Origin of the sequence: Sphingosinicella soli (assembly GCF_014199685.1) — a bacterium.
Lineage (GTDB): Bacteria > Pseudomonadota > Alphaproteobacteria > Sphingomonadales > Sphingomonadaceae > Sphingosinicella > Sphingosinicella soli.
This window is the reverse complement of sequence record NZ_JACHNZ010000016.1, coordinates 1-22,537: the sequence shown is the minus strand read 5'-3', so window position 1 is coordinate 22,537 and position 22,537 is coordinate 1. Positions and strand designations below refer to the sequence as shown.

The following is a 22,537-nucleotide window of genomic DNA, read 5'->3' as shown; positions in this document are numbered from 1 at the left end:
ATCAAACCCCTGCTGCTGCGGCGCCCGCGAGCGCGGCGCGGCCGCGCGGACCGTGGAAATACTCCTGAACCCAAGGATGGTCGAAGGCCAGCAGTTCTTCGATGGTCCCCACCGTCAGCACCCGCTTGTCCGCCAGCACGGCGACACGGTCGCAAATCGTGTGCAGCGTGTCGAGATCGTGCGTGATGAGGAAAACGGTGAGGTCGAGCGCGTCGCGCAGCTGGAGGATCAGCTGGTCGAAGGCGGCCGCTCCGATCGGGTCGAGCCCCGCGGTCGGCTCGTCGAGGAACAGCAGGCGCGGATCGAGCGAGAGCGCGCGGGCAAGGCCGGCGCGTTTCTTCATGCCCCCCGAAAGCTCGCTCGGATGCTTGGGCCCCGCGTCGGGCGGCAGGCCGACCATCGCGATCTTGTATGCGGCGATCTCGTCCATCAGCCGGTCTTCGATCCGGTAGAACTCGCGCATCGGCACCTCGATGTTCTCGGCGACGGTGAGCGTGGAAAAGAGCGCGCCGTTCTGGAAGAGAACGCCGAACTGGCGGCGAAGCTCCAGTTCCTCAAGCTCGCCGAGGCCGCTGACGCGCCGCCCGAAGATCTCCACCTCGCCCGCATCGTAGCGCTGCAGGCCGATGATCGCGCGCATGAGCACGGTCTTGCCCGTACCCGATCCGCCGACGACGCCGATGATCTCGCCGCGCCTGACCTCGAGGTCGAGATTGTCGTGGATCACCTGTTCGCCGAAGCTGTTGCGCAGCCCGGTCACGCGGATCACGGCGCCGCGGCGATCAGGTGCCTCGGCCATCAGTTCCATCCGATCGCCGAGAAGAAGACCGCGAAGAACGCGTCGATCACGATGACGAGGAAAATCGCCTGCACGACGGCGGCGGTCGTGCGCAGGCCGACATCCTCCGCGTTGCCGCGCACCTGCATGCCCTGGAAGCAGCCGGTGACGGCGATCACGAGCCCGAACACGGGCGCCTTGATGAGCCCGACCCACACGTCGGTGAGCGGCACCACCTCCTGCAGCCGCTGGATGAACGTCGCGGGCGGGATGCCGAGCGAAACCCACGTCAGCATCATGCCGCCCAGGATGCCGAGCATCGACCCGTAGAACGCAAGAAGCGGCATGGCGATCACGGCCGCGACCAGGCGCGGGATCACCAGCACCTCGATCGGCGGCATGCCGATGGTGCGCATGGCGTCCACCTCTTCGGCGAGCTTCATCGACCCGATCTGCGCTGCAAACGCGCTGCCCGAACGGCCCGCGACCATGATCGCCGTCATCAGCACGCCGAGTTCGCGAAACGTGATCCGGCCGACGAGATTGATCACGAACACATCCGCGCCGAACTGGCGCAGCTGCACCGCGCCCTGCTGCGCGACGACGATGCCGACAAGGAAGCTCATCAGCCCGATGATGCCGAGCGAGGAGACGCCGACAGCCTCGAACTGATTGACGAAGGCGCGCCAGCGGAACGCGCGCCGCGCCGCGATCACCTTGCCGAGCGACACGAGCGTAAGGCCCAGGAACGACAGAAAACCGCCGAACGTCGTCGCCGAGAAGATGATCCACCCGCCGAGCTTCTCCAGCGTGCGGATGAAGCCCGGCGTCAGGTCGGGCCGGATCTTCACGGGTTTGGTGTGCGAGCAGATCTGGTCGATCAGCTCTTCGGCCTTGCCGCTTGCCCCCGTCAGCGCGAAGGGCAGCCCCGCGCTCTCGCGCGCCACGCGTGTGCGGTAGAGCACCCAGGCGCCTGCGGTATCGATGCGCTCGATGTCGGCAAGGTCGATGGTGAGCGGTGCGGGGTCGGTTTCGAGTTCGCGCAGACGCCGGGAAATCGGATCGATGAAGCGGATCGTCATGCGGCCGGAAAGGTGCACGGTGCGCCCGCCGTCGTTCGTCTGGCTTTCGCTGATGTGGCCCGCTGTGGGGATCTGATCGTCAGGCATAATGCGCGAGCTTCAGGCCGGGCCGGTCCCAGCGCGTTTTCGCCAGCCGGCCCGTGGAAGACAGCGTCACCCAGGCGTCCTGCATGTCCCCGCCGCCGAAGCAGATATTGGTGGTCAGCAGGTCGGGAAACGCGCGCAGGGATTGCGCGCCCGTCGCCGGATCGACCGACGTGATGCCGGGGCTCGCCACCAGCGTCGCCACGCACACGTTGCCGTCAGCGTCGAGCGCGAGCGAATCAAGCAGGGTATGTCCCGCGAACGCGGTGACGACGCGGCCGGGCAGCGCCGCGAACATCGAGGGCGCGACCTCTCCGGGGCCGGTGATGTCGAAGGCGAGGACGGTGCGTTCCATGGTGAGCGCGGTATACACGGTGCGGCCGTCGGGCGAGAGCCCGATACCGTTCATGCCCGGGCCGTAGACGGCGCAGCGGATGTCCGAACCGTCCGGCTTCGCGTAATAGAGCCCGCCGTGGTCGGTGGCGTTTTCGCGAATCTTGCCCAGATCGGTGAACCAGAAGCCGCCGCTTGCGTCGAACACGATGTCGTTGGGGCCGGAAAGGGCATGGCCGTCGCATTCGGCATAGAGCCGTTCGACCTTGCCGGTGGAAAGATCGATGCGCTCGATGCGTCCTGTCGTGTAGTCGGCAGCGAGGTGGCCGGGGATCAGCAGCCCGTCCTGCCGGATCCATTCGAAGCCGCCGTTGTTGCACAGATAGAGCGCGCCGTCGGGCCCGATCGCCAGGCCGTTGGGGCCGCCGCCGGGCGTGGCGACGGTGGTTTTGCGGCCGTCCGGCAGGATGCGCGTGATGCGGCCTGCCGCGACCTCCACGACGATCACGCTGCCGTCGCGCATCCACACGGGGGCCTCGGGAAACGCCAGGCCTTCGGCGACAATTTCGACTGTGCTCATGACCGGATCGCCCTCTCGCTGCATCCTGTCCGTCAAAGTCGTTTTGATGCAAGGTCTTTGCGTCGGGCGGCCAATTGCGCTAGCAATGCAGTTCCCGATCTGTTCACGTTTGGAGCACCCATGACGACCGCCCATCTCCTTGTCGGCCTCCTGGCGCTGCTCGTCGGCATCGCCGCCGGCTGGTGGCTGTGGGGCCGCGCGGCGGCGCGTCATCTGGAAAAGTTTCTCGCGGCGATTCGCGATCTCGATGCCGCGAAGCGCGAGGTCGAGGCGCTGGCGCCGCTGCGCGCGGAAAATGCGCGTCTGCGCGATGTTGAAATCGAGCATGCGGGGTTCATCGCCGCCGCAGCCGAGCGCGACCGGCAGCACGCCGACCATCTTCTCCGGCTCGAAAAGCAGTTCGGCGCGCTGGCGCAGGACGTTCTCGACAAGAGCCAGGAGAGTTTCGTCAAGCGCGCCGAGGAAACGCTCAAGCGCCATCGCGAGGCGGCAAGCGACGGGCTCGAAAAGAACAAGCTGGCGCTCACCGAGCTTCTGCAGCCGGTGAAGGAAACGCTCAGCCGCTACGAAACCAGCCTCAAGGAGATCGAAACCGCGCGGCACGGCGCCTATGAAGGGCTGCGGGAACAGATCGGCCTGATGCGCGAGGGGCAGGAGAGGGTGTCCGGCGAGGCGGCCCGCCTTGTCCACGCGCTCCGCAACGCGCCCAAGGCGCGCGGCCGCTGGGGCGAGCACCAGCTCCGCCGCGTGCTCGAAATGGCCGGTCTCTCGTCGCAGGTCGATTTCGCCGAGGAGGTTTCGGTCGATACCGGGGACGGGCGCCTGCGGCCCGACGCGGTCATCAAGCTGCCGGGCGGCAAGTCGCTGGTCATCGATGCGAAATGTTCGCTCGTCGCCTATCAGGATGCGGTCGATTCGGCCGATGAAGGCGAACGGACGCGACATCTGAAGATTCATGCCGCGACGATTCGCGGCCATGTCGGCGCGCTGTCGCGCAAGGCGTACTGGGAGCAGTTCGAATCGACGCCCGACTTCGTCATCATGTTCATCCCCGGCGAGAACTTCCTCGCCGCCGCGCTGGAGACCGACCACGACCTGTTCGAGGCCGCGTTCGCCCAGAAGATCCTGCTCGCCTCCCCCACCAATCTCATCGCCATCGCGCGCACCGTGGCGATGGTGTGGCGGCAGGAGAAGATCGAGGAACAGGCGCGCGACATCGCGACGCTCGGCAAGGAGCTTTACGAGCGCCTCGCGACGATGGGCGGCCATGTCGGCCGGCTCGGCAAGAATCTCGAAACCGCGACGAGCGCCTACAACGCCTTCGTCGGCAGCCTCGAAAGCCAGGTGCTGACCTCGGCGCAGCGCTTCCGCGACCTGTCGATCGAACCGCCGAAGAAAGAGATCGAGCGCCTGCCCGTCATCGAGACCACGCCGCGTGCGCTCACCAAGCTGATGCCGCCCGCCGAAGCCGCCGAATAGCTACCGCCGCCGCTGGTTCAGCACTTCGTACAGCATCACCGCGCAGCTCACCGCCACGTTCAGCGAATCGGCCTTGCCGCGCATCGGGATCTTCACCAGCACATCGCACGCGGCTTCGTAGTCTTCCGGCAGGCCGTGCTGCTCGTTGCCCATCAGGATGAAGGTCGGCGCTTCGTAGCGGACGTCTTGATAATCGTGTTCGGTGCGCAGGCTGGTGCCGACGAGCATGCCCGGCCCGGCGCGCAGCCATTCGAAAAAGTCCGTGCCCGTCGTCTGCACGATCGGCTGCGTGAAGAGCGCCCCCATCGAGGCGCGCACTGCCTCGACCGACCAGGGGTCGCAGCTCTGGTCGAGCAGGATCAGCCCGCCCGCGCCGACGGCATCGTTCGTCCGCAGGATGGTGCCGAGGTTGCCGGGATCCTTCAGCGACTGGCACACGGTCCAGACGCCCGATGCGTTCCGGTCGAGCGCGCCGAGCGGCGTTTCGGGGATCGGGTACACGCCGACGAGCGCCTGCGGATTGTCCTTGCCGGTGATCTTGTGAAGGATCTCGCGCGGCACCTCGATGGCGTCGCCGCCTGCCGCCTCGCACGCCGCGACGAGGCGCCGGAGCAGCGCGTGCTCCGCCAGGTCTTCAGCGAAAACGAGCGTTTCGGCGATATGCCCGGCTTCGGCCGCCTCCGCGACGATCCGCATGCCTTCCGCCATGAAGCGGTTCTCGATGCGGCGGAATTTCTTCTGTTCGAGCGATCGGATGCGTTTGATCGTCTCGTTGGAAAAGCTGGTGATGCGGCGCGGCATTATTCCTCGCCGAAGCGGTCCTCGACGAGCTTCACCAGAGCGGCGAGCGCGGCGTCCGCGTCGGGTCCGCTCGCGATGATATCGATCTCGTCGCCGGGGCTCGCGGCCAGCATCATCAGGCCCATGATCGAGGTGCCCGTCACGCGCGAACCGTCCTTTTCCACCGCGACCGCGGCGGAAAACTCAGAGGTCAGCGTCACGAACTTGGCGCTGGCGCGCGCATGGAGGCCGCGTTTGTTGCGGATGAGCACGCGCTGCCGGACGGCGCCGTCGTGGCCGTCGGGCACACCGTCCAGATCGTCGCTCAGGCGACCTCTCCCAGAATTTTCGATGCAACGGAGATGTATTTGCGGCCGGCTTCCTGAGCGGCGAGCACGGCGTCTTCGAGCTTCATTTCGCCGCGCACGCTGGCAAGGCGGATCAGCATCGGCAGGTTGACGCCCGCGATCACTTCCACATGGCCGCCCGAAAGCAGCGAGATCGCCAGGTTCGACGGCGTACCCCCGAACATGTCGGTCAGGATCACGACGCCGCGCCCCGTATCCACCGCCTTCACCGCCGCTGCGATGTCGGCGCGGCGCACTTCCATGTCGTCGTCGGCATCGATGCAGATTGCGGCGACATCTTTCTGGGGGCCGACGACGTGCTCCATGGCCGCGACGAATTCAGCCGCAAGCCGCCCGTGCGTCACCAGCACAATACCGATCATCCGGGCAGTCTCTCTTCCTGGTCCGGGGCCGCGAAGCCCTGGGCATCCACACCTTCACTGTGTCCGCTCATGTCGCGGTGGACAATGTTCAACGTATAGCCGGCGGCCCTTATCGCTTCGGCAAGGCGTTCGGCAACAAAAACCGATCGGTGGCGGCCGCCGGTGCAGCCGATCGCGATGGTGAGATAGGCCTTGCCCTCGCGGCGGTAGCTTGGAACGAGCGACAGGACGAGGCTGGAAATCCGTTCAAAAGCATCGCTGTAGGCCGGATCGGCAGCGACGTGGCGACCCACCGCCGCGTCCTTTCCGGTCAGCGGGCGCAATTCGGGCTGCCAGTGCGGATTGGCGAGGAAACGCACGTCGAACACCATGTCCGCGTCGCGCGGAAGTCCGCGCGCGAATCCGAACGACATCACCGTCAGCGTCAGTTCGCCGCGCAGGTGGCGGGCGAACTTCTCGCGGATCGTGCGTCTCAGGTCGTGGACACTGAAATCGGTGGTGTCGATAACGATGTCGGCCCAGCGCCGAAGCGGCGCCATCACCTCGCGCTCGCGGGCGATGCCGTCGCCCGCCGGTCGGTCGAGCGCGAGCGGGTGGCGCCTTCGCGTTTCGGAAAAGCGGCGGACAAGCTCGCCGCCCGCGCAGTCGATGAACAGCACGCGCGCGTCGATGCCGTGCTCGCGCATCGATTTGATATGGGAAACGACCGATTCGGCATCGAATGCGTGCGTGCGCGCGTCGATGCCCACAGCAAGCGGCCGATCCGAATCGCTGCCCGCCAAGGCCTTGTCGTGAACCGCCAGAAGACGCTTCAGCAGCGAAAGCGGCAGATTGTCGATGACCTCGAAGCCGTTGTCCTCCAGCGCTTTGAGTGCTGTCGAACGCCCAGCGCCGGACATGCCGGTGACAAGCAGCAGCGGCGTGCGGGGAACGGGAGGATCGGCGTTGGCCATTGATCTCCTAGTCTAGTGGTATCGCGCCGCCGCTCAAGAGCAGTTCGACCTTTAACGGTGCGCTGATTTCGCGCGGATCGACCGCGGCGACGGGCACCGCAACGCCGCCCAGCGTCTGCGTGCGCGGCTCGGGCAGGCGCTCGGGGCGCGTGTCGAGGTCGATGATGCAGGCGACGGGCACGTCTTCTGCAAACGCCATCGGCACGATGCCGACCCCGCGAACCTCGATTTTGCCCGCGATCGCCTCGGGCGGTGCGGCGAACAGGCGCCCCTCGCGCGCGCGCAGTTCCACCTGATCGTCGGCGATCAGCACCGCGCCGCGATCGATCAGCCGCAGCGCGAGGTCGGATTTCCCCGCGCCCGATGCGCCGGTCAGCAGCACGGCCCTGCCGCCGATGGAAACGGCCGTGGCGTGGATGCGCATCACTGCGTGGCGGGCAGGCTGACGGTGAAGCGCGCGCCCTTCACCGCGTCGTGCTCGATGCGGTTCTCCGCAGCGATGGTGCCGTCGTGCGCCTCGACGATCGCCTTGGCGATGGCGAGGCCGAGCCCGGAATGCCTCCCGAACGCCTCGCCTTCGGGGCGTTCGGAATAGAAACGCTCGAAAATGCGGTCGATGCCCTCGAGCGGCAGGCCGGGGCCGTCATCGTCGACGCGCATCAGCACCCGCTCGCCGACGCGCGCGACCGTCACCTGCACGAGGCCGCCCGAAGGCGAGAAGCTGATGGCGTTGTCGATAAGGTTGCGGGCGACCTGCGCGAGGCGGCTGCCGTCGCCGTTCACCACGGCGGAGCCGAACTGCGGCCGCGCGAACGCCAGCGTCACGCCCGCAGTGGCGGGCTGGGTCTCGTAGATGCTCATCAGCGTGGCGAGCATGACGCCCAGGTCGATGCGCTCGAAGCGCACGCGGCTCAGCTCGGCATCGAGGCGGGAGGCGTCGGAGATGTCGGAGATCAGGCGGTCGATGCGCTGCACGTCGTCGCGCACCACGGTCAGCAGGCGCGCGCTGAGTTCGGGATCCTTCACGCTGCCCATCGCATCCACGGCGGAGCGCAGCGAGGCGAGCGGGTTCTTGATTTCGTGCGCGACATCCGCCGCGAAGGCCTCGGTCGCGTCGATGCGGGCACGCAACGCGGCGGTCATGTCGGACAGCGTGCGGGAAAGCGCGCCGATCTCGTCGCGGCGCTTCTGGAAGCGCGGGATCGTCACCTCGCGGGCACGGCCCAGCCGCACGCGCTGCGCGGCGATGGCGAGGCGGCGCAGCGGGCGCACGATGGTGCGCGCCAGAAAGCTCGACAGCAGCAGCGAAAGCAGCAGCACGCCCAGGAAGATCACGAACAGCGTCAGGCGTTCGCCGCGAACCCCGCGCGTCACGTCGCGGGCGTCGGTCGTCATGTGCAGCACGCTGCCGTCGTCGAGCGGCGCGGCGGCGGTGATGATGATCGTGCGGTCCGGGGCGAAGCGGATCGTCGTGGCAACCCCGGTCCCGGCAAGCGCGGCCTCCGCCTCCGGCCAGGCGCGGCGCGTGTCGGGCGCCGGTTCGGCGAATCTTTCGAACTGCCGCGCGCCGACGGCGCCCTCGATCATGCGATCCAGAAAGCGCGCGATATCCTTGCGGAAGGGCTCGGCCTCGGGGTCTCGAAGCACGAACGTGGGTCCGGTAAGCGTCCAGCTGTCGATCGCGCGGTTGCCGTCGGCGTCATAAATCCGAAGCCGCGCGTCGGTGATCTTGCCGAAATGCGCGATCATCGGCGCAAGCCGGCCCGGCGCCTGCGGCATCCGTTCGGAGATTGCGGCGGCCATCAGGTTCGCCGCGATGCCGGTTTCCTCGGCGCGCCGTTCGAGCATGCGTTCGCGGAAGCTGTCGAGATAGACGATGCCGCCCGCAAGCATCAGCACGGCGAACATGTTGACGGCAAGGATGCGCGCCGTCAGCGACCACCCGCGCGACCACCGGAGCTGCGTGTCGTCGCGTCCCCCTTCGCCGCTCCGGGCCTCGCTATTCCTCGTCAAAGCGGTAGCCGACGCCATACAGGGTCTCGATCGCCTCGAACTGCGAATCGACGGCGCGGAATTTCTTGCGCAGCCGCTTGATATGGCTGTCGATGGTGCGGTCATCGACGTAGACGTCGTCCTGATAGGCCGCATCCATCAACTGATCGCGCGACCGGACAAAGCCGGGGCGCATGGCGAGCGTCTCCAGGATCAGAAATTCGGTGACGGTAAGCTGCACCTCCTTGCCGTCCCACGTCACGCGGTGACGGGCGGTATCCATGGAAAGCCGCCCGCGCGTCAGCGTGCGCGCCTCTTCCTCCTCGGCTTCTCCGACAGGCTGCGCGCGATTCTGCGCGCGCCGCAGCACGGCGCGGATACGCTCGATGAGGAGCCGCTGGCTGAACGGCTTGCCGATATAGTCGTCGGCGCCCATGGCGAGGCCCAGCGCCTCGTCGATCTCGGTGTCCTTGGATGTCAGGAAGATCACCGGCAGGTTGGACTTCTCGCGCAGCTTCAGCAGCAGCTCCATGCCGTCCATGCGCGGCATCTTGATGTCGAGTACGGCAAGGTCGGGGGGGGTGTCGGTCAGCGCCTTCAGCGCGCTCGCGCCGTCGGAATAGACGCGGACGGTGTACCCCTCGGCCTGAAGCGCGATCGAGACCGAAGTCAGGATGTTGCGGTCGTCGTCGACAAGGGCGATCGTTGCGGGCACGGATGACATGGACTGCTCCAGTAAACCAACCGGAATCGCGGCGCAAACCGGATCGCGTTTAACGGCAACTTTGCATTTTTTGACGTATCGCGCGGGAATCGTGTAGGGGCACCCTCAAAAGCGCCCGCCCGAATCCTTGAGGAGTTGACATGACCGCGTCCCCGATTCCCGCCTTTGGCCTTGATAAACAGGGCATTACCACCGGGGCGGAACTGCACTGGAATCTGGGCACCGCCCCGCTGATCGAGAAGGCCGTCGCGCGCGAGGAAGGCCTGCTGTCGCAGCACGGCGCCTTCGTGGTGAAGACGGGCAAGCACACGGGGCGCTCGGCAAAGGACAAGTTCACGGTCGAAGACGCCGTGACGCAGGACACGATCTGGTTCAACGGCGGCAACCAGAAGATGAACCCCGAACATTTTGCGGCGCTGAAAGCCGACTTCTTCGCCGCGCTGGCTGAGAAGAAAACGCTGTTCGTGCAGGATCTGTTCGGCGGGTCGCAGCCCGAATACCGCGTGCGCGTGCGCGTCATCAACGAGCTTGCGTGGCACAATCTGTTCATCCGCACGCTGCTCGTGCGCCCGAATCCGGCGGAGCTTCCTGGTTTCACGCCCGAATTCACGATCATCGACCTGCCGAGCTTCCGCGCCGATCCCGCCCGCCACGGCAGCCGCACCGAGACGGTGATCGCGGTCAACTATACCGAGAAGCTGATCCTGATCGGCGGCACCGCTTATGCCGGCGAGATGAAGAAGTCGGTGTTCGGCCTTCTCAACTACATGCTCCCCGAGCAGGGCGTGATGCCCATGCACTGCAGCGCCAACATCGGCAGCGACGGATCGAGCGCGGTGTTCTTCGGGCTTTCGGGCACGGGCAAGACGACGCTTTCCGCCGACGCCTCGCGCACGCTGATCGGCGACGACGAGCACGGCTGGTCCGATACGGCGGTCTTCAATTTCGAAGGCGGCTGCTACGCCAAGGTCATCAACCTTTCGGCCGAGGCCGAGCCTGAAATCTTCGCGACGACGCGCCGTTTCGGCACGGTGCTGGAAAACGTCGTCATCGATCCCGTCACCCGCGTCATCGATCTCGACGACAACAGCCTCGCCGAAAACAGCCGCGGCTCCTACCCGATCGACTTCATCCCGAACGCTTCGGAAAAGAACCTCGGGCCGGTGCCGAAGAACATCATCTTCCTCACCGCCGACGCCTACGGCGTGCTGCCGCCGATTTCGCGGCTGACGCCCGAGCAGGCGATGTACCATTTCCTTTCGGGCTACACGGCGCGCGTCGCGGGCACCGAGATCGGCGTCACCGAGCCGAGCGCGACCTTCTCCACCTGCTTCGGCGCGCCGTTCATGCCGCGCCACCCGAGCGTTTACGGCAACCTGCTGAAGGAACGCATCGCCAAGGGCGGCGTCGATTGCTGGCTGGTCAACACGGGCTGGACGGGCGGCGCCTACGGCACCGGCCACCGCATGCCGATCAAGGCGACGCGCGCGCTGCTGAACGCCGCGCTCGACGGCAGCCTGAAAGGCGCGAACTTCCGCACCGATCCGTTCTTCGGCTTCCAGGTGCCCACCGAAGTGCCGGGCGTCGACAGCGCGATCCTGAACCCGCGCGAAACCTGGGCCGACAAGGCGGCGTACGACGCGCAGGCGCAAAAGCTCGTCGGCCTTTTCATCGACAACTTCGCGCAATTCTCCGATCACGTCGATGAAGGCGTGCGTCAGGCGGCGCCGAAGGCAGCCTGAGGTCCGCGGCGCCGCCGGGTCTGGCGCTGCCGCAGACGCTCGCCTACCTTGCTCGTCATGGTACGTCAGACTCGCAACAACGATTGGGGCTTTCCCCGCTGGCGCAGCTACGGCGGCGGGCGCGAGGCGGTGAACGTGCGCCTGTGCGACCGCCACGGTTGCACGGCCGCCGGCGACCGGCCCGCGCCCAAGTCTCCCAACAGCCCCGAACGCTGGTATTTCTGCGAGACGCATGCCGCCGAATACAACAAGGGCTGGAACTACTTCGAGGGCCTGACCAAGGAGGAAGCTGCGGCGCGCGAACACGCGGAGCGCGGCGACACCGCGTTCGAACAGGCCCGGCACTGGCAGTGGACCGGCCCGGGCGACGGCAGCCGCACGCGCGGCGAACTCGATGCCCTGCGCGCGCTCGAGCTGGAGGACGACGCCGACTTCGAAGCGGTCAAACGCGCCTACCGCAGGCTCGCCAAGCAGTATCACCCCGACCACAACCAGGACGACAAGGAGGCCGCGCGGCAGTTCCACGCCGTGCAGGCGGCCTATGAAGTGCTGCGAAGGGGCGAAGAGGGGAAAAACTGGAACGGCGCCTGAGCGCTACTCCCGAACCAGCAGCACGTTCATGTGCGCTGCGGCCACCGGCGCGTCGCGGTCGCCCTGCCAGGCTTCCGCCCGCACGTTCGCGATCCGGCGCCCCATGCGGGTGACGAGGGCGGCTGCGTAAGTCGTCTCGCACGCGGCGGAGCGCAGATAATCGACCGTGACATTGATCGGCTTCACGCCCGGCGCGGTTTCCTCGTGGCCCAGCACATGGACGAGCTGCGCGATCGAGGCGACCTCGAGCAGCCCCGCGACCGTGCCGCCGTGGAGGCGGCGGGGCGACCCGATCAACTGTTTTGCAAAGGGCATGATGATCATGATGCCCTCCGCTTCACGGCGATAGCTCAGCCCCAGGGTCCGCGCATAGGGCAGGGACGAGAGCGGGCCTTCGTCTGCCGCGCCCATCAATTCGCGGACGAGCGTGTCGAAATTCATGATTTCGCGCCCGCCGTGAACATGTAGCACGCGGTCATCAGCGCGACGGGATCGTCCGCGTCGCCGTCGTGCGCGATCCCCTTCACGAACGCGACGGCGCGCGTCTGCCGGATGACTTCGGCGCGGCCGATCACGGTGTTGCCGGGCCTGGCGGGGCGCAGGTAATCGATCCGGAGGTCGAGCGTCGCCTGCTGCATGAGGCGCTTCGATTTCGCGATCACCGCCATGCCGCCCACCGAATCCATCAGCGAGAAGATCGCGCCCGAGGCGATCACGCCGGGCGCGCCGTCGTCGCCGGGATAGGCGACCAGATGCTCGGCGTAGGGCAGCGTCAGTTCCGCCCAGTCGTCGCCGACGGCGCGGAAGCCCATGCCGAGCGCCTTCACGTGCGGAACGAAGTTCAGGAAGCCGTCGATGATGGGCTTCAGGATGGGGTTCATGCCGCAAGCCGGGCGGCGGTTTCGCGGATGAGCGCGATCATGTTCGGGATCCCCTGCGTGCGGTTCGACGACAGGTGCTTGGCAAGCGCGAACGGCGCGAGTTCTTCGGCGATGTCGAGCGCCAGCACCTCCTCCGCCGTGCGGTCCTGCACCAGCGTCAGGATCAGCGCGACGATGCCCTTGGTGATTGCGGCGTTGCTGTCGGCGAGGAAGTGCAGCCGGCCCTTTTCCGCTGCGGTCGGATACACCCATACGCTTGCCGAGCAGCCGCGCACCTTGGTGGCGTCGGTCTTCAGCGCGTCGGGCATCGGCTCCAGCGCTTTGCCCAGATCGATGAGCAGCCGGTAGCGGTCGTCGGGCTCGTCGAGGATTTCGAAATCGTCGCGAAGGGTGTTGAAGTCTGGCAGCGTCATCGTGGCCGCAGACTTGGGCGCGCGATGCCGCCGCGTCAAGCCGGGGCGAGGCCGGCCCCGAGCGGTATGAACGCGATCACACGTCTTGCCGCCATGGTCGGGAGAAACGAACGGAATCGGGCCTGCACGTGCTGGGCTGACGCTCAGTAATCGACGCCGGCGGCGATCGCTTCCAGCTTCTTCACGCGCTCTTTCAGGTCGGCGACGTCGATCCTGCCGGATACGGCCGGGTTTACGGCCGGTCTGCCGTTCCCGAGTTCCGCGCGCTTGAGTTCGAGCCAGCCTTTCCAGCACCAGGCGGCGATACCGGCGAGCATGCCGAGGCTCAGCATCGCCCCGGCGGTGATGACGATCAGACTTTCAAATCCGGGCATGTCCGTCACTCCCTTTCTACCGATCGCGCCCAAGCGCATCGATTTCGTCGGCCAGGCGCCGGCTCTTGTCGGTCGCCAGGCGTTCCAGCGTCGCAATCCGATCCTTCAGGTTGCCGATCTCGCCGCGCAGGCGGTCGTTTTCGACCTCGGCATCGGGCCGCGCCCGGCCTTTCTGCTTCATGTGCTGGAGCACGATGTTGCCGAACACCGCGATCGCGACGATCAGAACCACCATTTCGAATACGTGCATCGGTCGCTCTTTCCCTGTTGCTCCGCAGGCTCAGTTTTTCGGGCCGCGAAGCTGTTCGATCTCGTTTTCCAGCCTGAAGGATCCGTCGGTGACGATGCGCTCGATCGTGGCGAGCCGGTCCTTGACGCTGCCGAGTTCGGCGCGGAGCTGGACGTTTTCGCTGGTGAGCAGCGTGATGCGTTCCTGCGCCTCGGTCGAAACCTTCGGATGCACGGCCATGCCCCAGGCGTTTTCCAGCGGGTAGCCGTGCTTGATGCGTATCCACGTCGTGAACACCCAGCCCGCGATGGCGAGCGCGCCGAGCGCAAGGCCGCCGCCGACGATCCAGGGAAGATAGGGGTAGATGAAGATGTCCATGATCCTGTCCCTTGTTCTGCTAGGCCCTCAGGGCCTCTATTTCGTCGGCGAGCCGTGACGAGCGGTCGATCGCCAGACGTTCGAGCGTCGCCAGGCGTTCGCGCACGTCTTCCATCTGGGTCATCAGGGCGGCGTTCTCCGCTGCGAGGCGGCGCGTCTCCAGCTCACGTTCGAAGCTGAACACGGGCGTCTCGGCGGGGGCTTCGGCAGGTTCGCCTGCCGCGCCGCGGCGGGCGGACACATGCAGCAGCCACATGCCCACGGCTCCGGCAAGGAGACCGATCAGAAATCCGACTTCGGCAGGCATGGTTCACGGTCCCCCAGTCTCGTCCCCGCGCTAGCGAAGACTGTCGATCTCGTTCGCGAGCCGCGTGTTCTGCGACGTATAATGCCGCTCGATATGCGCGAGCCGGCGGTCTACATCGCGGAAGCTCGCGTGGACGTCGCGGATCGAACGGCTCGGCGCCACGCGCACCTTCTGCCAGAACTTCTGGTCCACGACGCTCTCGCTGTAGAATTCCGAAGGCTTGTCCGAAGCCATCAGGCCGATCACCAGATAGGCGATCGGCAGGATGCCCGCGCCCAGTATCGTGCCCAGAACGGCGCCGACGCGCCACCAGAGAACATCGATCCCCGTGAAGTCCGCGAGGCCGGAGCACACGCCCATCCACTTTTTCTCGCGCTTGTTGAGATAGAATTTGGTGCGGCTGGACATGGGGCTCTCCCGTCGTGTCGTATCAGGCGTCGTGGGTGCGCGGCTGGGCGAGCCAGGCGATCAGCAGGTAGACGATCGGCAGAAGGCCGAAGCCCGCGATGGTGCCGATCACCGCGCCGATCCGCCACCAGAGCGCATCCGTATTCGTCATCCGGGCGAAGCCGGCGCAGACGCCCAGAAACATCGCGTTGGTCTTGTCGAGCGCGAAACTCATTTCATCCTCCTGATCTCTGCCGTGCGCGTTTCGTCCGGGCGTTCGCCGACGGGGCTTCCCGCCGAGATCTGACGCCAGTTGGGGTCGTCGGCCGACATGATGCGCTCGATGGTCTGCAAGCGGTCCTCAAGCCGCATGGCGGCCTGGTGAAGATCGTCGAGCATGCGTTCATCCTCGATCGAAAGGCTGCGGTTCTGCTTGGATTTCATCCGGTAGTGCAGGAACAGCCACGGCATCCCGATGAAGATGACAATAAGCGCGACGAGCGGAACGAGTGCGGCATCCATCGATCAACCCTCCTGCTTGTGAGCCATCTTGCTCTTCATCGCGGCGAGTTCGGCCTCGACGGCGTCGTCGGTGCGCAGATCGGCGATCTGCATCTCCAGGGTCCGCGTTTCACCGAGCCCGAACGCATCCACCTGGCCTTCGGCGTAATCGACGCGGCGTTCCAGCACATCGAAGCGCGAAAAGGCTTCATCGACCTTGGGGCCGCGCAGCAGGCTGCGCATGCGAACCCGGTTGTTCGCCGTCTCGAGCCGCGAAAGCAGCCCCGACTGGCGGGTGCGGGCCTCGCGAAGTTTGCTTTCCAGCTTCTGGATGTCGCCTTCGTAGTGCGAAAGCTGTTCGTCGAGAAGATCAACCTCGGCCTGCAGCTGCGCGGCATTGCCGCTCATCTTCTGCTTTTCGAGCAGCGCCGCCTTGGCAAGATCCTCGCGATTCTTCGACAGCGCGAGTTCGGCTTTCTCCGCCCATGTCGACCGCGCCTGCTCCAGCTTCATGATCGTGCGGCGCATTTCCTTCTGGTCCGCGATGGTGCGGGCGGCGGAGGCGCGGACTTCCACGAGCGTCTCTTCCATCTCCATGATGATCATGCGGATCATCTTCGCCGGATCTTCGGCGCGGTCGAGAAGGTCGGTGACGTTTGCGGCGATGATGTCGCGCGTCCTCGAAAAAATGCCCATCGGGTCAGAACTCCTGAAATTGAAGGTTGCGGCCGGAGCGCAACGGTCGACGAACCGATCAGTAGATGATCGGGGTGCTCGTCGAAACCGTGTTCATCTGAACCTGGGCGAGCTTGGCCGGCGCTTCGGCGCGAGCGGGGCCCGCTGCGGCGAAAAGCAGTACCGAGCTGACCGCAACGGCACCGACGGTGCAGAAGAAGGTCCGGAAAAGGTTGGTGTTGCCCTGTGCGATCATTGATGCCTCCTGTGTTTAACTGTTGCTTTCAAATCTGTTGCTTCCTGTTCAGCAAGGGGCGTGCCAATTTTTCTGCGGCAAAGTAAATATCATATTTTCAGTGATTTATAGGAAATTCGCTTCAAAAGTTCGCAAAATCTCACAAGTGCATATTGCGAAAATATGGGATTTTTCGCTAAGTGTTGGCGATGAAAGACTCAGCGACTCTTGTCGGCCAATCGACCCAGCTGCTCGATGCGATCGAGCGGGCGAGTCTGGCTGCGGCGCTCAACCGGCCCGTGCTCGTCATCGGCGAGCGCGGAACGGGCAAGGAGATGGTCGCGGAGCGGCTGCACCGGCTGAGCCCGCGCTGGGAGGAGCCGTTCATTCCCATGAACTGCGCGGCCATGTCCGAGGCCCTGATCGATGCCGAGCTTTTCGGTTACGAGGCCGGCGCGTTTACCGGCGCGGTTTCGACCCGGCGCGGGCGGTTCGAGGAAGCCGACGGCGGCACGCTTTTCCTCGACGAGGTGGGCACGCTGTCTTCCGCCGCGCAGGAGCGGCTGCTGCGCGTCGTCGAATACGGCGAACTGACGCGGCTCGGCGCGAACCGGCCGCTTTCCGTCGATGTGCGCATCGTCGGCGCGACCAACGAGGATTTGCCGGGACTTGTGGAAAAGGGGCGTTTCCGCGCCGATCTGCTCGACCGGCTCTCGTTCGAGGTTATCACGCTGCCGCCGCTGCGCGCGCGTTCCGATGACATCATGGAGCTTGCCAACCATTTCGCGCGGCGCATGTCCGTGGAGCTGTCATGGCCGGATTTTCCCGGTTTCAGCCGCGAAGCGCGCCAGAATCTGCGCGCCCACGACTGGCCGGGCAACGTCCGCGAGCTCAAGAACGTCGTGGAGCGCGCGCTGTACCGCTGGGGAGACCCGTCGACGCCGGTGGATGCGTTGCAGTTCGATCCGTTCGATTCGCCCTGGCGGCCGCGCGGTTCGATCGTGGCCCCAGATGCGGCGCCCAAAGCGGTGGAAGCGGCAGCGACCGTTGCGGTGGCGGCTGCCGAAAGGCGCGCCGCGGTGAGCGACCTGCGCGCGGCGGTCGCGGAATATGAACGCGATATTCTGGTCGGCACGCTGGAAACCTGCCGCTACAACCAGCGTGCTGCGGCTGTCGCGCTTTCGGTGACATACGATCAATTGCGCCACTGCATGCGCCGCCACGGGCTTCTGAACCGCGCGGCATCCTGACACACCCCGCATGTTCGCCCGCAACCTCGCGCGGCGCTCTGCGTTGGTCCACAAACCCCCGCGCATTCATAACGAGGATCATCGATGCCTATTGAACTTCCCGCCCTGCCGTTCGCCAGCGATGCGCTGGAGCCGCACATGTCCGCCCGGACGCTCGATTATCATCACGGCAAGCACCACAAGGCCTATGTCGACAAGACGAATGCGGCGATCGCCGGAACCCCGCTCGACGGCAAGCCGCTGGAGGAGATCGTCCGCGCCGCGAAGGCGAAGGGCGATCAGGGCCTGTTCAACAACGCCGCCCAGGCGTGGAACCACACGTTCTTCTGGAATTCGCTTTCCCCGGAGAAGACAGGCCCGGAAGGCCGGATGAAGGCACTGGTCGATTCCGCCTTCGGCGGGCTCGAGGGGTTTCACGACGCCTTCAAGGCCGAGTCGACCGGGCATTTCGGCAGCGGCTGGGCGTGGCTGTGCCAGGATGGCGACGGTCTGAAGATCATGTCCACGCACGACGCCGATTCGGCGCTGGTTCACGAAGGGCTGAATCCGCTGCTCACGCTCGACGTGTGGGAGCACGCATATTATCTCGATTACCAGAACGCCCGGCCCGATTTTGTAGACATATTCTTAACCAATACGATCAATTGGGCTTTTGCTGCGACCAATCTTCGTTGACGAAATGTTGAAGCCAAAACCTAATGAAGTGTTAACCAACATTTCGTTGCCGTAATTACAATCACTTCGGCTGTCTTAACCATCAAAGTGCCGCACGACACTTGATGTATTAGGCATTTGTTTAGAGTTGGCACCCAAGAATCCCCTCAAATCCGCAATTTTGCGGTCACAACGAGGGGTCGTTGGGGTCAATGAACACATTTTCTGCTGGGCATCTGCGCGGCCGGGGTCACTCTGTCGCTTTCGTATCGGCTTTCATTCTTCTCTCGGCTTGCGGCGGCGGCGGATCGAGCGGCACGCAAACCGACGCGGGGGCCACCGTAACGCCGCCCGCTTCGGTGACACCCGCGCCGTCGGATCCGTCCCCGACGCCAACGCCGACTCCCACGCCGACGCCAACCCCGACGCCGACTCCCACACCAACGCCGACTCCCACTCCCACTCCGACGCCTACTCCCACACCGACACCGACACCGACACCGACTCCCACGCCAACGCCAACGCCAACGCCGACTCCAACGCCCACACCGCCGCCGGCCGATCCGGCGATGCCTGCCGGCCCGGTCACGGTTTCGCTCGCGGGCCAGAGCCTCGTGGCGAAGGCGATGGATACGATCACCACGCCCACGGGCACATGGCCGGTCAGCGATCTCGGCCCGGTCAGCGGCGGCCGCGCCTACAAGTTCGGCCTATCCAGCCGCCCGACATGGTGGAGCGTCTGCATCGTGCGCTATGCGGTGCCGAGCGACACGTCGGTCGGCGAGCGCAACTATGCGCTGTCGGTGAACGGCGTCGAGGTCGGGCTCTCGGTGCTGAACGGCAGCATGAAGTGCATCGACAACGGAGAGCCGGTCGCGCCGTCGATGGAGCGGCTCCGCGCCGCGGTAACCGCCAAGCGCGTGCTTCCCTATTCGAGCGCAGCCTTCGACGGCTGGTCGAAATCGCCAACTCTCGCGACGGAGCGCACGACCGAGAACAAGATCGGCTACGTCCCCGGGCGCATCTACGGCCGTTCGGGCATGAACAATGCGATCGCCTATGCCGTCACGGGCGCGGGCGGCGAATACGGATCGTCACGCGGGTTCATTTCCGGCGACGATGCCGTGATGATCGCTGCGGCGATCGCGGGCAACAGCGCGGTCTTCAACGATGCCGCCCAGCAAAACCGCATCCAGACGCTCTACGGCCTCGGCCTGCCGAACCTCGCGATCTGGTCGGAAAACCACAATCTCCTGCGCGATCCGCAGATTCCGCTCAGCGGCGACAAGCCCTACGTCAACGAGGGCACCAGCAGCAAAGCGGACCAGCTCGGAGACGAAGGCGAATGGTGCGCCCCCACGGATTATCCCTGGCTCAGCCAGATCGGCGCCACCGGCGGCGCCTGCTATTCGCACGGACGCGACGAGGCGCACCTGTTCAACCACGGCTATGCCTACTGGCTGGCCACGGGCGATCCGCGCGCGGCGATCCTGCAACAGGCGATTGCCGCCTACGCGCTCGCCAGCATCTTTCAGGGTTCCTATGCCGATGGCAGCTACCGCACGCGGTTCGGCTATCAGCGCACGACGATGAACGTCTGGTCGGCGATGTGGAAACTTCAGGACGTTGCGGAGAACGCGAGCAGTTCGAATGGCAACATCCTGTGGCCCAAGGCGCGCGCGCAGAAGATGGTCGATGATGTCTTCGCCGACTGGAAATCGCAGCTCGCGTCGATGGACGCGGGCACTTCGGCCCACCAGCGTTCGTCTTCGATCTTTCGCGGTATCGATCTCAATCAGGATTCGGCGTACTCCAACTTCATGATCCAGGCCTATGGCCCGGAAGCGGCCTATCTGTTCGCGTCCAAGGGCGAGCCGGCGATGCTGAAGCGCATTGCCGAAAACATGGTGCTGCGTTTCGGCAAGATCGGCGGAACGCGCGGTGTCTACGGCAAGGGTACGGGATCGGGTTTCCAGATCCTCGAAGGCGCCGTGCTGCCCTATACGGATACGAACAGCTTCATCACGTGGACGAACGCGGGCAACACCTTGCCGACCGATAATTTCGATGGTTCCGCCCAGCACACCGTGCAGCGCGCTTATTGGTCGCTGAAACTCGCCCAGGATGCCGTCAAGCGTGGATGGCTGGCCGCGGTCCCCGGTCTCGACGATGCCATCTCCAAAATCGAAACCGCGCGGGCAAAGACGGCTCCCAACAAGGATCTGGGCGTCGTCGGCTGGAAGCACGCGGCGGTGAACTTCTAGGTTTGGGCTCTCCGGTACCTTGCTCCATCCGGGGCAAGGTGCCAGAACTTCTTCATGACGTTTTACCGGCAACGCTGCGTCCATGCGCTGATTGGTCTTGCAGCCATGATCGGTTGGGAAACACCATCGGCTGATGCCGCGACGCGGTTTGCCATCGATGGCAAGGCCGCCCGGGCCGCTCCGCTGGATGTGCTGCGCACGCCGAGTGGGGAATGGCCGGTCGCCGACCTTGGCCGCGTGGCGGAAGGCCGCGCCTATCTCTTCACGTACCGTTCGAAACCCGGATGGTATTCGGTGTGCATCGTTCGTGCTCCCGATGGCGGCGGTGCGATCGAGGAGCGTCGCTATGCGGTCGTGGTCGACGGATCGGTGCAGCCGATCTCGGTGCTCCCCGGCTCCATGAAATGCGCCGATACGGGCGAGCCCGTTGCGCCGAGCATGGCGCGTCTTGCCGATGCGGTGAAGGCCATGCGCGTGCTGCCGTATGCACCGCGCGCGTTCGATGGATTTCCGTCCCCGCGCAACCGCAAGGAGCCTGCGGTCGATCGCTATCGCCCTGACCGTATTTACGGGCGCTCGGCATCGAAGAACGCCATCGGAATCGTGTCGGGGCAGGCGGGCGAGGCGGGGTCGTCACGCGGGTTCCTCTCGGAAACCGATGCGCGGATGATCGCGGCTGCGCTGCGACGCGACGGAAAGATGTTCGCTTCGGCTGCAGCGCGCGCGCGCGTCGAGGTGCTTTACGGATTGAGTCTTCCCAACCTGGTGATCTGGTCGGATCGGCATCATCAGATGCGGGATCCTCAGATCCCGCTGCCCGGCGATGCGCCTTACGCCAACGAGGGGACCGTGAAGGGCGGGGATGATTACGGCGACGAAGGCAAGTGGACGGCCCCGGCCGATTATCCCTATCTCGCCGAAATTACAGCGGAGGCCGGCAAGGTTTACAGCCATCGCCGCGACGAGGCGCATCTTTTCAATCACGGATACGCGTACTGGCTGGCGACGGGGGATCCTCGCGCGGCGATCTTGCAGCAAGCCATCATGGCCTATGCGCTTGCCAGCAATTACCAGCGCAGCGCAGGGCGCTATCTGCCGCGCTTCAGCTATCAGCGCACGACGCTCAATCAATTCTCGGCAATGTGGAAGCTGCGCGATATCGCTGCGAATGTCTCGACCGAAAAAGGAAATCTGTTCTGGCCGAAGGCGCGCGCCGAGAAAATGAATGCGGACATGTGGGCCGGCTGGAAAACGCAACTCGCTCGAATGGATGCGTCTCGCTCTGTTCAGAACCGCTCTGTCTCAATTTTCCGCGGCATCGACAGCAATGATGACAATGCCTACTCCAATTTCATGATTCAGATATACGGCCCGGAAGCGGCCTATCTCTGGGCGTCCGCAGGATACCCTGATCTTCTCCATCGGATTGCTGAAAACTTCGTGCTTCGGTTCGGCGCGATCGGAGGCGCGCGGGGCGTCTATGGCACCGGTTCGGGAAGCGGGTTCCCCATCCTCGTCAAAGGGGCCATGCCGTATCGTGACAGGGCGTCCTTCATTGCGTGGGTAAACGGCAACAGCGCCCATCCGGTTGAAAATTTCAATGACGCAAGCCCGCACACGGTGTTGCGCGGATACTGGGCCATGAAGCTGGCACGTGATGCGCTTTCACGGGGTTGGATAGCACGCGTGGGCGGCCTCGAAGATGCCATTTCCCGCACTGAGCGTGCGCGTGATGCCACGCGTGTCTGGCGCTATGTGGGCATACTGTCATGGAAGCATTCGGCTATAGACTTCTCCACAATTTCTGATGCGCGCGCGCGATGACGGAGCAACGCGGATTCCAACTGGACGCGCTGACGAGTTTGCGGGGTCTCGCTGCCTGGTGGGTCGTCCTTTATCACACCCGGTCCGTTCTCGAGCCTTATGTATCCGGCGGAGTCTTTGGTTTCCTGAAGAACGGCGATCTCGCCGTGGATATGTTTTTCGTACTCTCCGGTTTCGTCATGTATCTGAATTATCATGCCGACATAAATTCTTCACTCGGCTTGACGTGACCCCCTGGTTTCCACCAGCACGGATTAGAGTCCGGCAGCTTTGTTGCGCATGAGCGCGGGTTGAGCAATGGCCTGCGAAGCGGAGCC

The 22,537-nt window shown here is 65.1% G+C and carries 31 protein-coding genes; 8 read left to right on the top strand and 23 right to left on the bottom strand.

Annotated features, from left to right (window positions below):
• Window position 1 precedes the first annotated feature (1 nt).
• From GGQ98_RS08240 to GGQ98_RS08230, 3 genes are read right to left on the bottom strand one after another with little or no spacing between them, the layout of a single operon-like run.
• A complete protein-coding gene (locus tag GGQ98_RS08240; protein WP_184067843.1) occupies window positions 2–799 on the bottom strand; it encodes an ABC transporter ATP-binding protein in 798 nt (265 codons plus the stop codon).
• Window positions 799–1,947 carry an ABC transporter permease gene (locus GGQ98_RS08235; RefSeq protein ID WP_184067840.1) on the bottom strand — a complete coding sequence of 383 codons (1,149 nt, stop codon included), beginning with the start codon at window positions 1,945–1,947 and terminating at the stop codon, window positions 799–801. Before GGQ98_RS08235 ends, GGQ98_RS08240 begins: the two co-directional genes overlap by 1 nt.
• A complete protein-coding gene (locus GGQ98_RS08230) occupies window positions 1,940–2,857 on the bottom strand; it encodes an SMP-30/gluconolactonase/LRE family protein (protein ID WP_184067838.1) in 918 nt (305 codons plus the stop codon). Before GGQ98_RS08230 ends, GGQ98_RS08235 begins: the two co-directional genes overlap by 8 nt.
• A 120-nt stretch (window positions 2,858–2,977) precedes the next feature.
• On the opposite strand from GGQ98_RS08230, the gene GGQ98_RS08225 reads away from it, so the two are divergent.
• A complete protein-coding gene (locus tag GGQ98_RS08225) occupies window positions 2,978–4,336 on the top strand; it encodes a DNA recombination protein RmuC (RefSeq protein ID WP_184067835.1) in 1,359 nt (452 codons plus the stop codon).
• On the opposite strand, the gene GGQ98_RS08220 is transcribed toward GGQ98_RS08225, so the two are convergent.
• From GGQ98_RS08220 to GGQ98_RS08190, 7 genes are read right to left on the bottom strand one after another with little or no spacing between them, the layout of a single operon-like run.
• Window positions 4,337–5,137 carry a TrmH family RNA methyltransferase gene (locus GGQ98_RS08220; protein WP_184067832.1) on the bottom strand — a complete coding sequence of 267 codons (801 nt, stop codon included), beginning with the start codon at window positions 5,135–5,137 and terminating at the stop codon, window positions 4,337–4,339.
• Window positions 5,137–5,424 (bottom strand): HPr family phosphocarrier protein, encoded by a 288-nt coding sequence (locus GGQ98_RS08215; RefSeq protein ID WP_184067829.1) that lies wholly within the window; start codon window positions 5,422–5,424, stop codon window positions 5,137–5,139. The genes GGQ98_RS08220 and GGQ98_RS08215 overlap by 1 nt, the downstream gene beginning before the upstream one ends.
• 17 nt (window positions 5,425–5,441) lie before the next feature.
• The gene (locus tag GGQ98_RS08210) at window positions 5,442–5,846 is read right to left on the bottom strand and encodes a PTS sugar transporter subunit IIA (RefSeq protein ID WP_184067826.1); all 405 of its coding nucleotides are present in this window, start codon (window positions 5,844–5,846) and stop codon (window positions 5,442–5,444) included.
• Window positions 5,843–6,799, bottom strand: coding sequence for an RNase adapter RapZ (gene rapZ / locus GGQ98_RS08205; RefSeq protein WP_184067823.1), 957 nt, complete (start codon window positions 6,797–6,799; stop codon window positions 5,843–5,845). The genes GGQ98_RS08210 and rapZ overlap by 4 nt, the downstream gene beginning before the upstream one ends.
• Window positions 6,800–6,806: 7 nt before the next feature.
• The gene (locus tag GGQ98_RS08200; protein WP_184067820.1) at window positions 6,807–7,223 is read right to left on the bottom strand and encodes an HPr kinase/phosphorylase; all 417 of its coding nucleotides are present in this window, start codon (window positions 7,221–7,223) and stop codon (window positions 6,807–6,809) included.
• Window positions 7,223–8,830, bottom strand: coding sequence for a stimulus-sensing domain-containing protein (locus GGQ98_RS08195; protein ID WP_184067818.1), 1,608 nt, complete (start codon window positions 8,828–8,830; stop codon window positions 7,223–7,225). Before GGQ98_RS08195 ends, GGQ98_RS08200 begins: the two co-directional genes overlap by 1 nt.
• On the bottom strand, window positions 8,799–9,506 hold the full coding sequence (locus GGQ98_RS08190; protein ID WP_184067963.1) for a response regulator: 708 nt from the start codon (window positions 9,504–9,506) through the stop codon (window positions 8,799–8,801). Before GGQ98_RS08190 ends, GGQ98_RS08195 begins: the two co-directional genes overlap by 32 nt.
• Window positions 9,507–9,655: 149 nt before the next feature.
• Here GGQ98_RS08190 and GGQ98_RS08185 point away from each other — a divergent pair, with 149 nt between their 5' ends.
• Both GGQ98_RS08185 and GGQ98_RS08180 read left to right on the top strand, forming a co-directional pair.
• Complete coding sequence (locus GGQ98_RS08185) at window positions 9,656–11,257, top strand: phosphoenolpyruvate carboxykinase (RefSeq protein WP_184067815.1); 1,602 nt, start codon at window positions 9,656–9,658, stop codon at window positions 11,255–11,257.
• Window positions 11,258–11,314: 57 nt separating this feature from the next.
• Window positions 11,315–11,848 carry a J domain-containing protein gene (locus GGQ98_RS08180; RefSeq protein WP_184067812.1) on the top strand — a complete coding sequence of 178 codons (534 nt, stop codon included), beginning with the start codon at window positions 11,315–11,317 and terminating at the stop codon, window positions 11,846–11,848.
• 3 nt (window positions 11,849–11,851) lie between these two features.
• Here GGQ98_RS08180 and GGQ98_RS08175 read toward each other — a convergent pair whose 3' ends face one another.
• The 12 genes from GGQ98_RS08175 to GGQ98_RS08120 form a co-directional block, all read right to left on the bottom strand.
• Window positions 11,852–12,289 (bottom strand): PaaI family thioesterase, encoded by a 438-nt coding sequence (locus GGQ98_RS08175; protein WP_243451778.1) that lies wholly within the window; start codon window positions 12,287–12,289, stop codon window positions 11,852–11,854.
• Complete coding sequence (locus GGQ98_RS08170) at window positions 12,286–12,729, bottom strand: PaaI family thioesterase (protein WP_184067809.1); 444 nt, start codon at window positions 12,727–12,729, stop codon at window positions 12,286–12,288. Before GGQ98_RS08170 ends, GGQ98_RS08175 begins: the two co-directional genes overlap by 4 nt.
• Window positions 12,726–13,142, bottom strand: a complete 417-nt coding sequence (locus GGQ98_RS08165; RefSeq protein WP_184067807.1) for a SufE family protein — start codon at window positions 13,140–13,142, stop codon at window positions 12,726–12,728. Before GGQ98_RS08165 ends, GGQ98_RS08170 begins: the two co-directional genes overlap by 4 nt.
• 143 nt (window positions 13,143–13,285) lie before the next feature.
• Window positions 13,286–13,516: a hypothetical protein gene (locus GGQ98_RS08160; RefSeq protein ID WP_184067804.1), complete on the bottom strand. Its 231-nt coding sequence runs from the start codon at window positions 13,514–13,516 to the stop codon at window positions 13,286–13,288.
• Window positions 13,517–13,532: 16 nt separating this feature from the next.
• Window positions 13,533–13,766 carry a hypothetical protein gene (locus tag GGQ98_RS08155; RefSeq protein WP_184067801.1) on the bottom strand — a complete coding sequence of 78 codons (234 nt, stop codon included), beginning with the start codon at window positions 13,764–13,766 and terminating at the stop codon, window positions 13,533–13,535.
• Between the two features lie 30 nt (window positions 13,767–13,796).
• Window positions 13,797–14,123 (bottom strand): hypothetical protein, encoded by a 327-nt coding sequence (locus tag GGQ98_RS08150; RefSeq protein WP_184067798.1) that lies wholly within the window; start codon window positions 14,121–14,123, stop codon window positions 13,797–13,799.
• A gap of 19 nt (window positions 14,124–14,142) precedes the next feature.
• Window positions 14,143–14,430 carry a hypothetical protein gene (locus GGQ98_RS08145; protein ID WP_184067795.1) on the bottom strand — a complete coding sequence of 96 codons (288 nt, stop codon included), beginning with the start codon at window positions 14,428–14,430 and terminating at the stop codon, window positions 14,143–14,145.
• A 30-nt stretch (window positions 14,431–14,460) separates the two neighbouring features.
• Entirely contained in the window at window positions 14,461–14,838 is a 378-nt protein-coding gene (gene pspC / locus GGQ98_RS08140; protein WP_184067791.1) for an envelope stress response membrane protein PspC, read from the bottom strand.
• 22 nt (window positions 14,839–14,860) lie between these two features.
• Window positions 14,861–15,052, bottom strand: coding sequence for a PspC domain-containing protein (locus GGQ98_RS08135; protein WP_184067788.1), 192 nt, complete (start codon window positions 15,050–15,052; stop codon window positions 14,861–14,863).
• Entirely contained in the window at window positions 15,049–15,339 is a 291-nt protein-coding gene (gene pspB, locus GGQ98_RS08130) for an envelope stress response membrane protein PspB (RefSeq protein WP_184067785.1), read from the bottom strand. Before pspB ends, GGQ98_RS08135 begins: the two co-directional genes overlap by 4 nt.
• A gap of 3 nt (window positions 15,340–15,342) precedes the next feature.
• The gene (pspA, locus tag GGQ98_RS08125) at window positions 15,343–16,014 is read right to left on the bottom strand and encodes a phage shock protein PspA (protein ID WP_184067781.1); all 672 of its coding nucleotides are present in this window, start codon (window positions 16,012–16,014) and stop codon (window positions 15,343–15,345) included.
• 58 nt (window positions 16,015–16,072) lie between these two features.
• Window positions 16,073–16,249 carry a hypothetical protein gene (locus tag GGQ98_RS08120; protein WP_184067778.1) on the bottom strand — a complete coding sequence of 59 codons (177 nt, stop codon included), beginning with the start codon at window positions 16,247–16,249 and terminating at the stop codon, window positions 16,073–16,075.
• A gap of 188 nt (window positions 16,250–16,437) precedes the next feature.
• On the opposite strand from GGQ98_RS08120, the gene pspF reads away from it, so the two are divergent.
• Together pspF and GGQ98_RS08110 are read left to right on the top strand one after the other, a co-directional pair.
• Window positions 16,438–17,478: a phage shock protein operon transcriptional activator gene (pspF, locus tag GGQ98_RS08115; RefSeq protein WP_184067775.1), complete on the top strand. Its 1,041-nt coding sequence runs from the start codon at window positions 16,438–16,440 to the stop codon at window positions 17,476–17,478.
• Window positions 17,479–17,562: 84 nt separating this feature from the next.
• Window positions 17,563–18,153, top strand: coding sequence for a superoxide dismutase (locus GGQ98_RS08110; protein WP_184067772.1), 591 nt, complete (start codon window positions 17,563–17,565; stop codon window positions 18,151–18,153).
• A gap of 229 nt (window positions 18,154–18,382) precedes the next feature.
• Here the strand turns inward: GGQ98_RS08110 and GGQ98_RS08105 are convergent, their stop codons facing one another.
• Window positions 18,383–18,589 (bottom strand): hypothetical protein, encoded by a 207-nt coding sequence (locus GGQ98_RS08105; protein ID WP_184067769.1) that lies wholly within the window; start codon window positions 18,587–18,589, stop codon window positions 18,383–18,385.
• 112 nt (window positions 18,590–18,701) lie between these two features.
• On the opposite strand from GGQ98_RS08105, the gene GGQ98_RS08100 reads away from it, so the two are divergent.
• From GGQ98_RS08100 to GGQ98_RS08090, 3 genes are all read left to right on the top strand, one after another.
• Window positions 18,702–20,396, top strand: a complete 1,695-nt coding sequence (locus tag GGQ98_RS08100) for a hypothetical protein (protein WP_184067766.1) — start codon at window positions 18,702–18,704, stop codon at window positions 20,394–20,396.
• A 438-nt stretch (window positions 20,397–20,834) separates the two neighbouring features.
• A complete protein-coding gene (locus GGQ98_RS08095) occupies window positions 20,835–22,220 on the top strand; it encodes a hypothetical protein (RefSeq protein WP_184067763.1) in 1,386 nt (461 codons plus the stop codon).
• Window positions 22,217–22,450: an acyltransferase family protein gene (locus GGQ98_RS08090; RefSeq protein ID WP_184067760.1), complete on the top strand. Its 234-nt coding sequence runs from the start codon at window positions 22,217–22,219 to the stop codon at window positions 22,448–22,450. Before GGQ98_RS08095 ends, GGQ98_RS08090 begins: the two co-directional genes overlap by 4 nt.
• Window positions 22,451–22,537: the final 87 nt, after the last annotated feature.

Bases quoted from the DNA above. Each gene is read 5' to 3' on its own strand.
- GGQ98_RS08225 (WP_184067835.1), top strand. From the start codon at position 2,978: ATGACGACCGCCCATCTCCTTGTCGGCCTCCTGGCGCTGCTCGTCGGC.
- GGQ98_RS08110 (WP_184067772.1), top strand. From the start codon at position 17,563: ATGCCTATTGAACTTCCCGCCCTGCCGTTCGCCAGCGATGCGCTGGAG.
- GGQ98_RS08160 (WP_184067804.1), bottom strand. From the start codon at position 13,516: ATGCCCGGATTTGAAAGTCTGATCGTCATCACCGCCGGGGCGATGCTG.
- GGQ98_RS08170 (WP_184067809.1), bottom strand. From the start codon at position 12,729: ATGAACCCCATCCTGAAGCCCATCATCGACGGCTTCCTGAACTTCGTT.
- GGQ98_RS08220 (WP_184067832.1), bottom strand. From the start codon at position 5,137: ATGCCGCGCCGCATCACCAGCTTTTCCAACGAGACGATCAAACGCATC.
- GGQ98_RS08230 (WP_184067838.1), bottom strand. From the start codon at position 2,857: ATGAGCACAGTCGAAATTGTCGCCGAAGGCCTGGCGTTTCCCGAGGCC.
- GGQ98_RS08195 (WP_184067818.1), bottom strand. From the start codon at position 8,830: ATGGCGTCGGCTACCGCTTTGACGAGGAATAGCGAGGCCCGGAGCGGC.
- pspF (WP_184067775.1), top strand. From the start codon at position 16,438: ATGAAAGACTCAGCGACTCTTGTCGGCCAATCGACCCAGCTGCTCGAT.
- GGQ98_RS08145 (WP_184067795.1), bottom strand. From the start codon at position 14,430: ATGCCTGCCGAAGTCGGATTTCTGATCGGTCTCCTTGCCGGAGCCGTG.
- GGQ98_RS08180 (WP_184067812.1), top strand. From the start codon at position 11,315: ATGGTACGTCAGACTCGCAACAACGATTGGGGCTTTCCCCGCTGGCGC.
- rapZ (WP_184067823.1), bottom strand. From the start codon at position 6,799: ATGGCCAACGCCGATCCTCCCGTTCCCCGCACGCCGCTGCTGCTTGTC.
- GGQ98_RS08100 (WP_184067766.1), top strand. From the start codon at position 18,702: ATGCCTGCCGGCCCGGTCACGGTTTCGCTCGCGGGCCAGAGCCTCGTG.
- GGQ98_RS08150 (WP_184067798.1), bottom strand. From the start codon at position 14,123: ATGGACATCTTCATCTACCCCTATCTTCCCTGGATCGTCGGCGGCGGC.
- GGQ98_RS08175 (WP_243451778.1), bottom strand. From the start codon at position 12,289: ATGAATTTCGACACGCTCGTCCGCGAATTGATGGGCGCGGCAGACGAA.
- GGQ98_RS08090 (WP_184067760.1), top strand. From the start codon at position 22,217: ATGACGGAGCAACGCGGATTCCAACTGGACGCGCTGACGAGTTTGCGG.
- GGQ98_RS08210 (WP_184067826.1), bottom strand. From the start codon at position 5,846: ATGATCGGTATTGTGCTGGTGACGCACGGGCGGCTTGCGGCTGAATTC.
- pspC (WP_184067791.1), bottom strand. From the start codon at position 14,838: ATGTCCAGCCGCACCAAATTCTATCTCAACAAGCGCGAGAAAAAGTGG.
- GGQ98_RS08165 (WP_184067807.1), bottom strand. From the start codon at position 13,142: ATGACGCTGCCAGACTTCAACACCCTTCGCGACGATTTCGAAATCCTC.
- GGQ98_RS08185 (WP_184067815.1), top strand. From the start codon at position 9,656: ATGACCGCGTCCCCGATTCCCGCCTTTGGCCTTGATAAACAGGGCATT.
- GGQ98_RS08135 (WP_184067788.1), bottom strand. From the start codon at position 15,052: ATGAGTTTCGCGCTCGACAAGACCAACGCGATGTTTCTGGGCGTCTGC.
- GGQ98_RS08200 (WP_184067820.1), bottom strand. From the start codon at position 7,223: ATGCGCATCCACGCCACGGCCGTTTCCATCGGCGGCAGGGCCGTGCTG.
- pspA (WP_184067781.1), bottom strand. From the start codon at position 16,014: ATGGGCATTTTTTCGAGGACGCGCGACATCATCGCCGCAAACGTCACC.
- pspB (WP_184067785.1), bottom strand. From the start codon at position 15,339: ATGGATGCCGCACTCGTTCCGCTCGTCGCGCTTATTGTCATCTTCATC.
- GGQ98_RS08155 (WP_184067801.1), bottom strand. From the start codon at position 13,766: ATGCACGTATTCGAAATGGTGGTTCTGATCGTCGCGATCGCGGTGTTC.
- GGQ98_RS08240 (WP_184067843.1), bottom strand. From the start codon at position 799: ATGGCCGAGGCACCTGATCGCCGCGGCGCCGTGATCCGCGTGACCGGG.
- GGQ98_RS08235 (WP_184067840.1), bottom strand. From the start codon at position 1,947: ATGCCTGACGATCAGATCCCCACAGCGGGCCACATCAGCGAAAGCCAG.
- GGQ98_RS08120 (WP_184067778.1), bottom strand. From the start codon at position 16,249: ATGATCGCACAGGGCAACACCAACCTTTTCCGGACCTTCTTCTGCACC.
- GGQ98_RS08095 (WP_184067763.1), top strand. From the start codon at position 20,835: ATGGCGCGTCTTGCCGATGCGGTGAAGGCCATGCGCGTGCTGCCGTAT.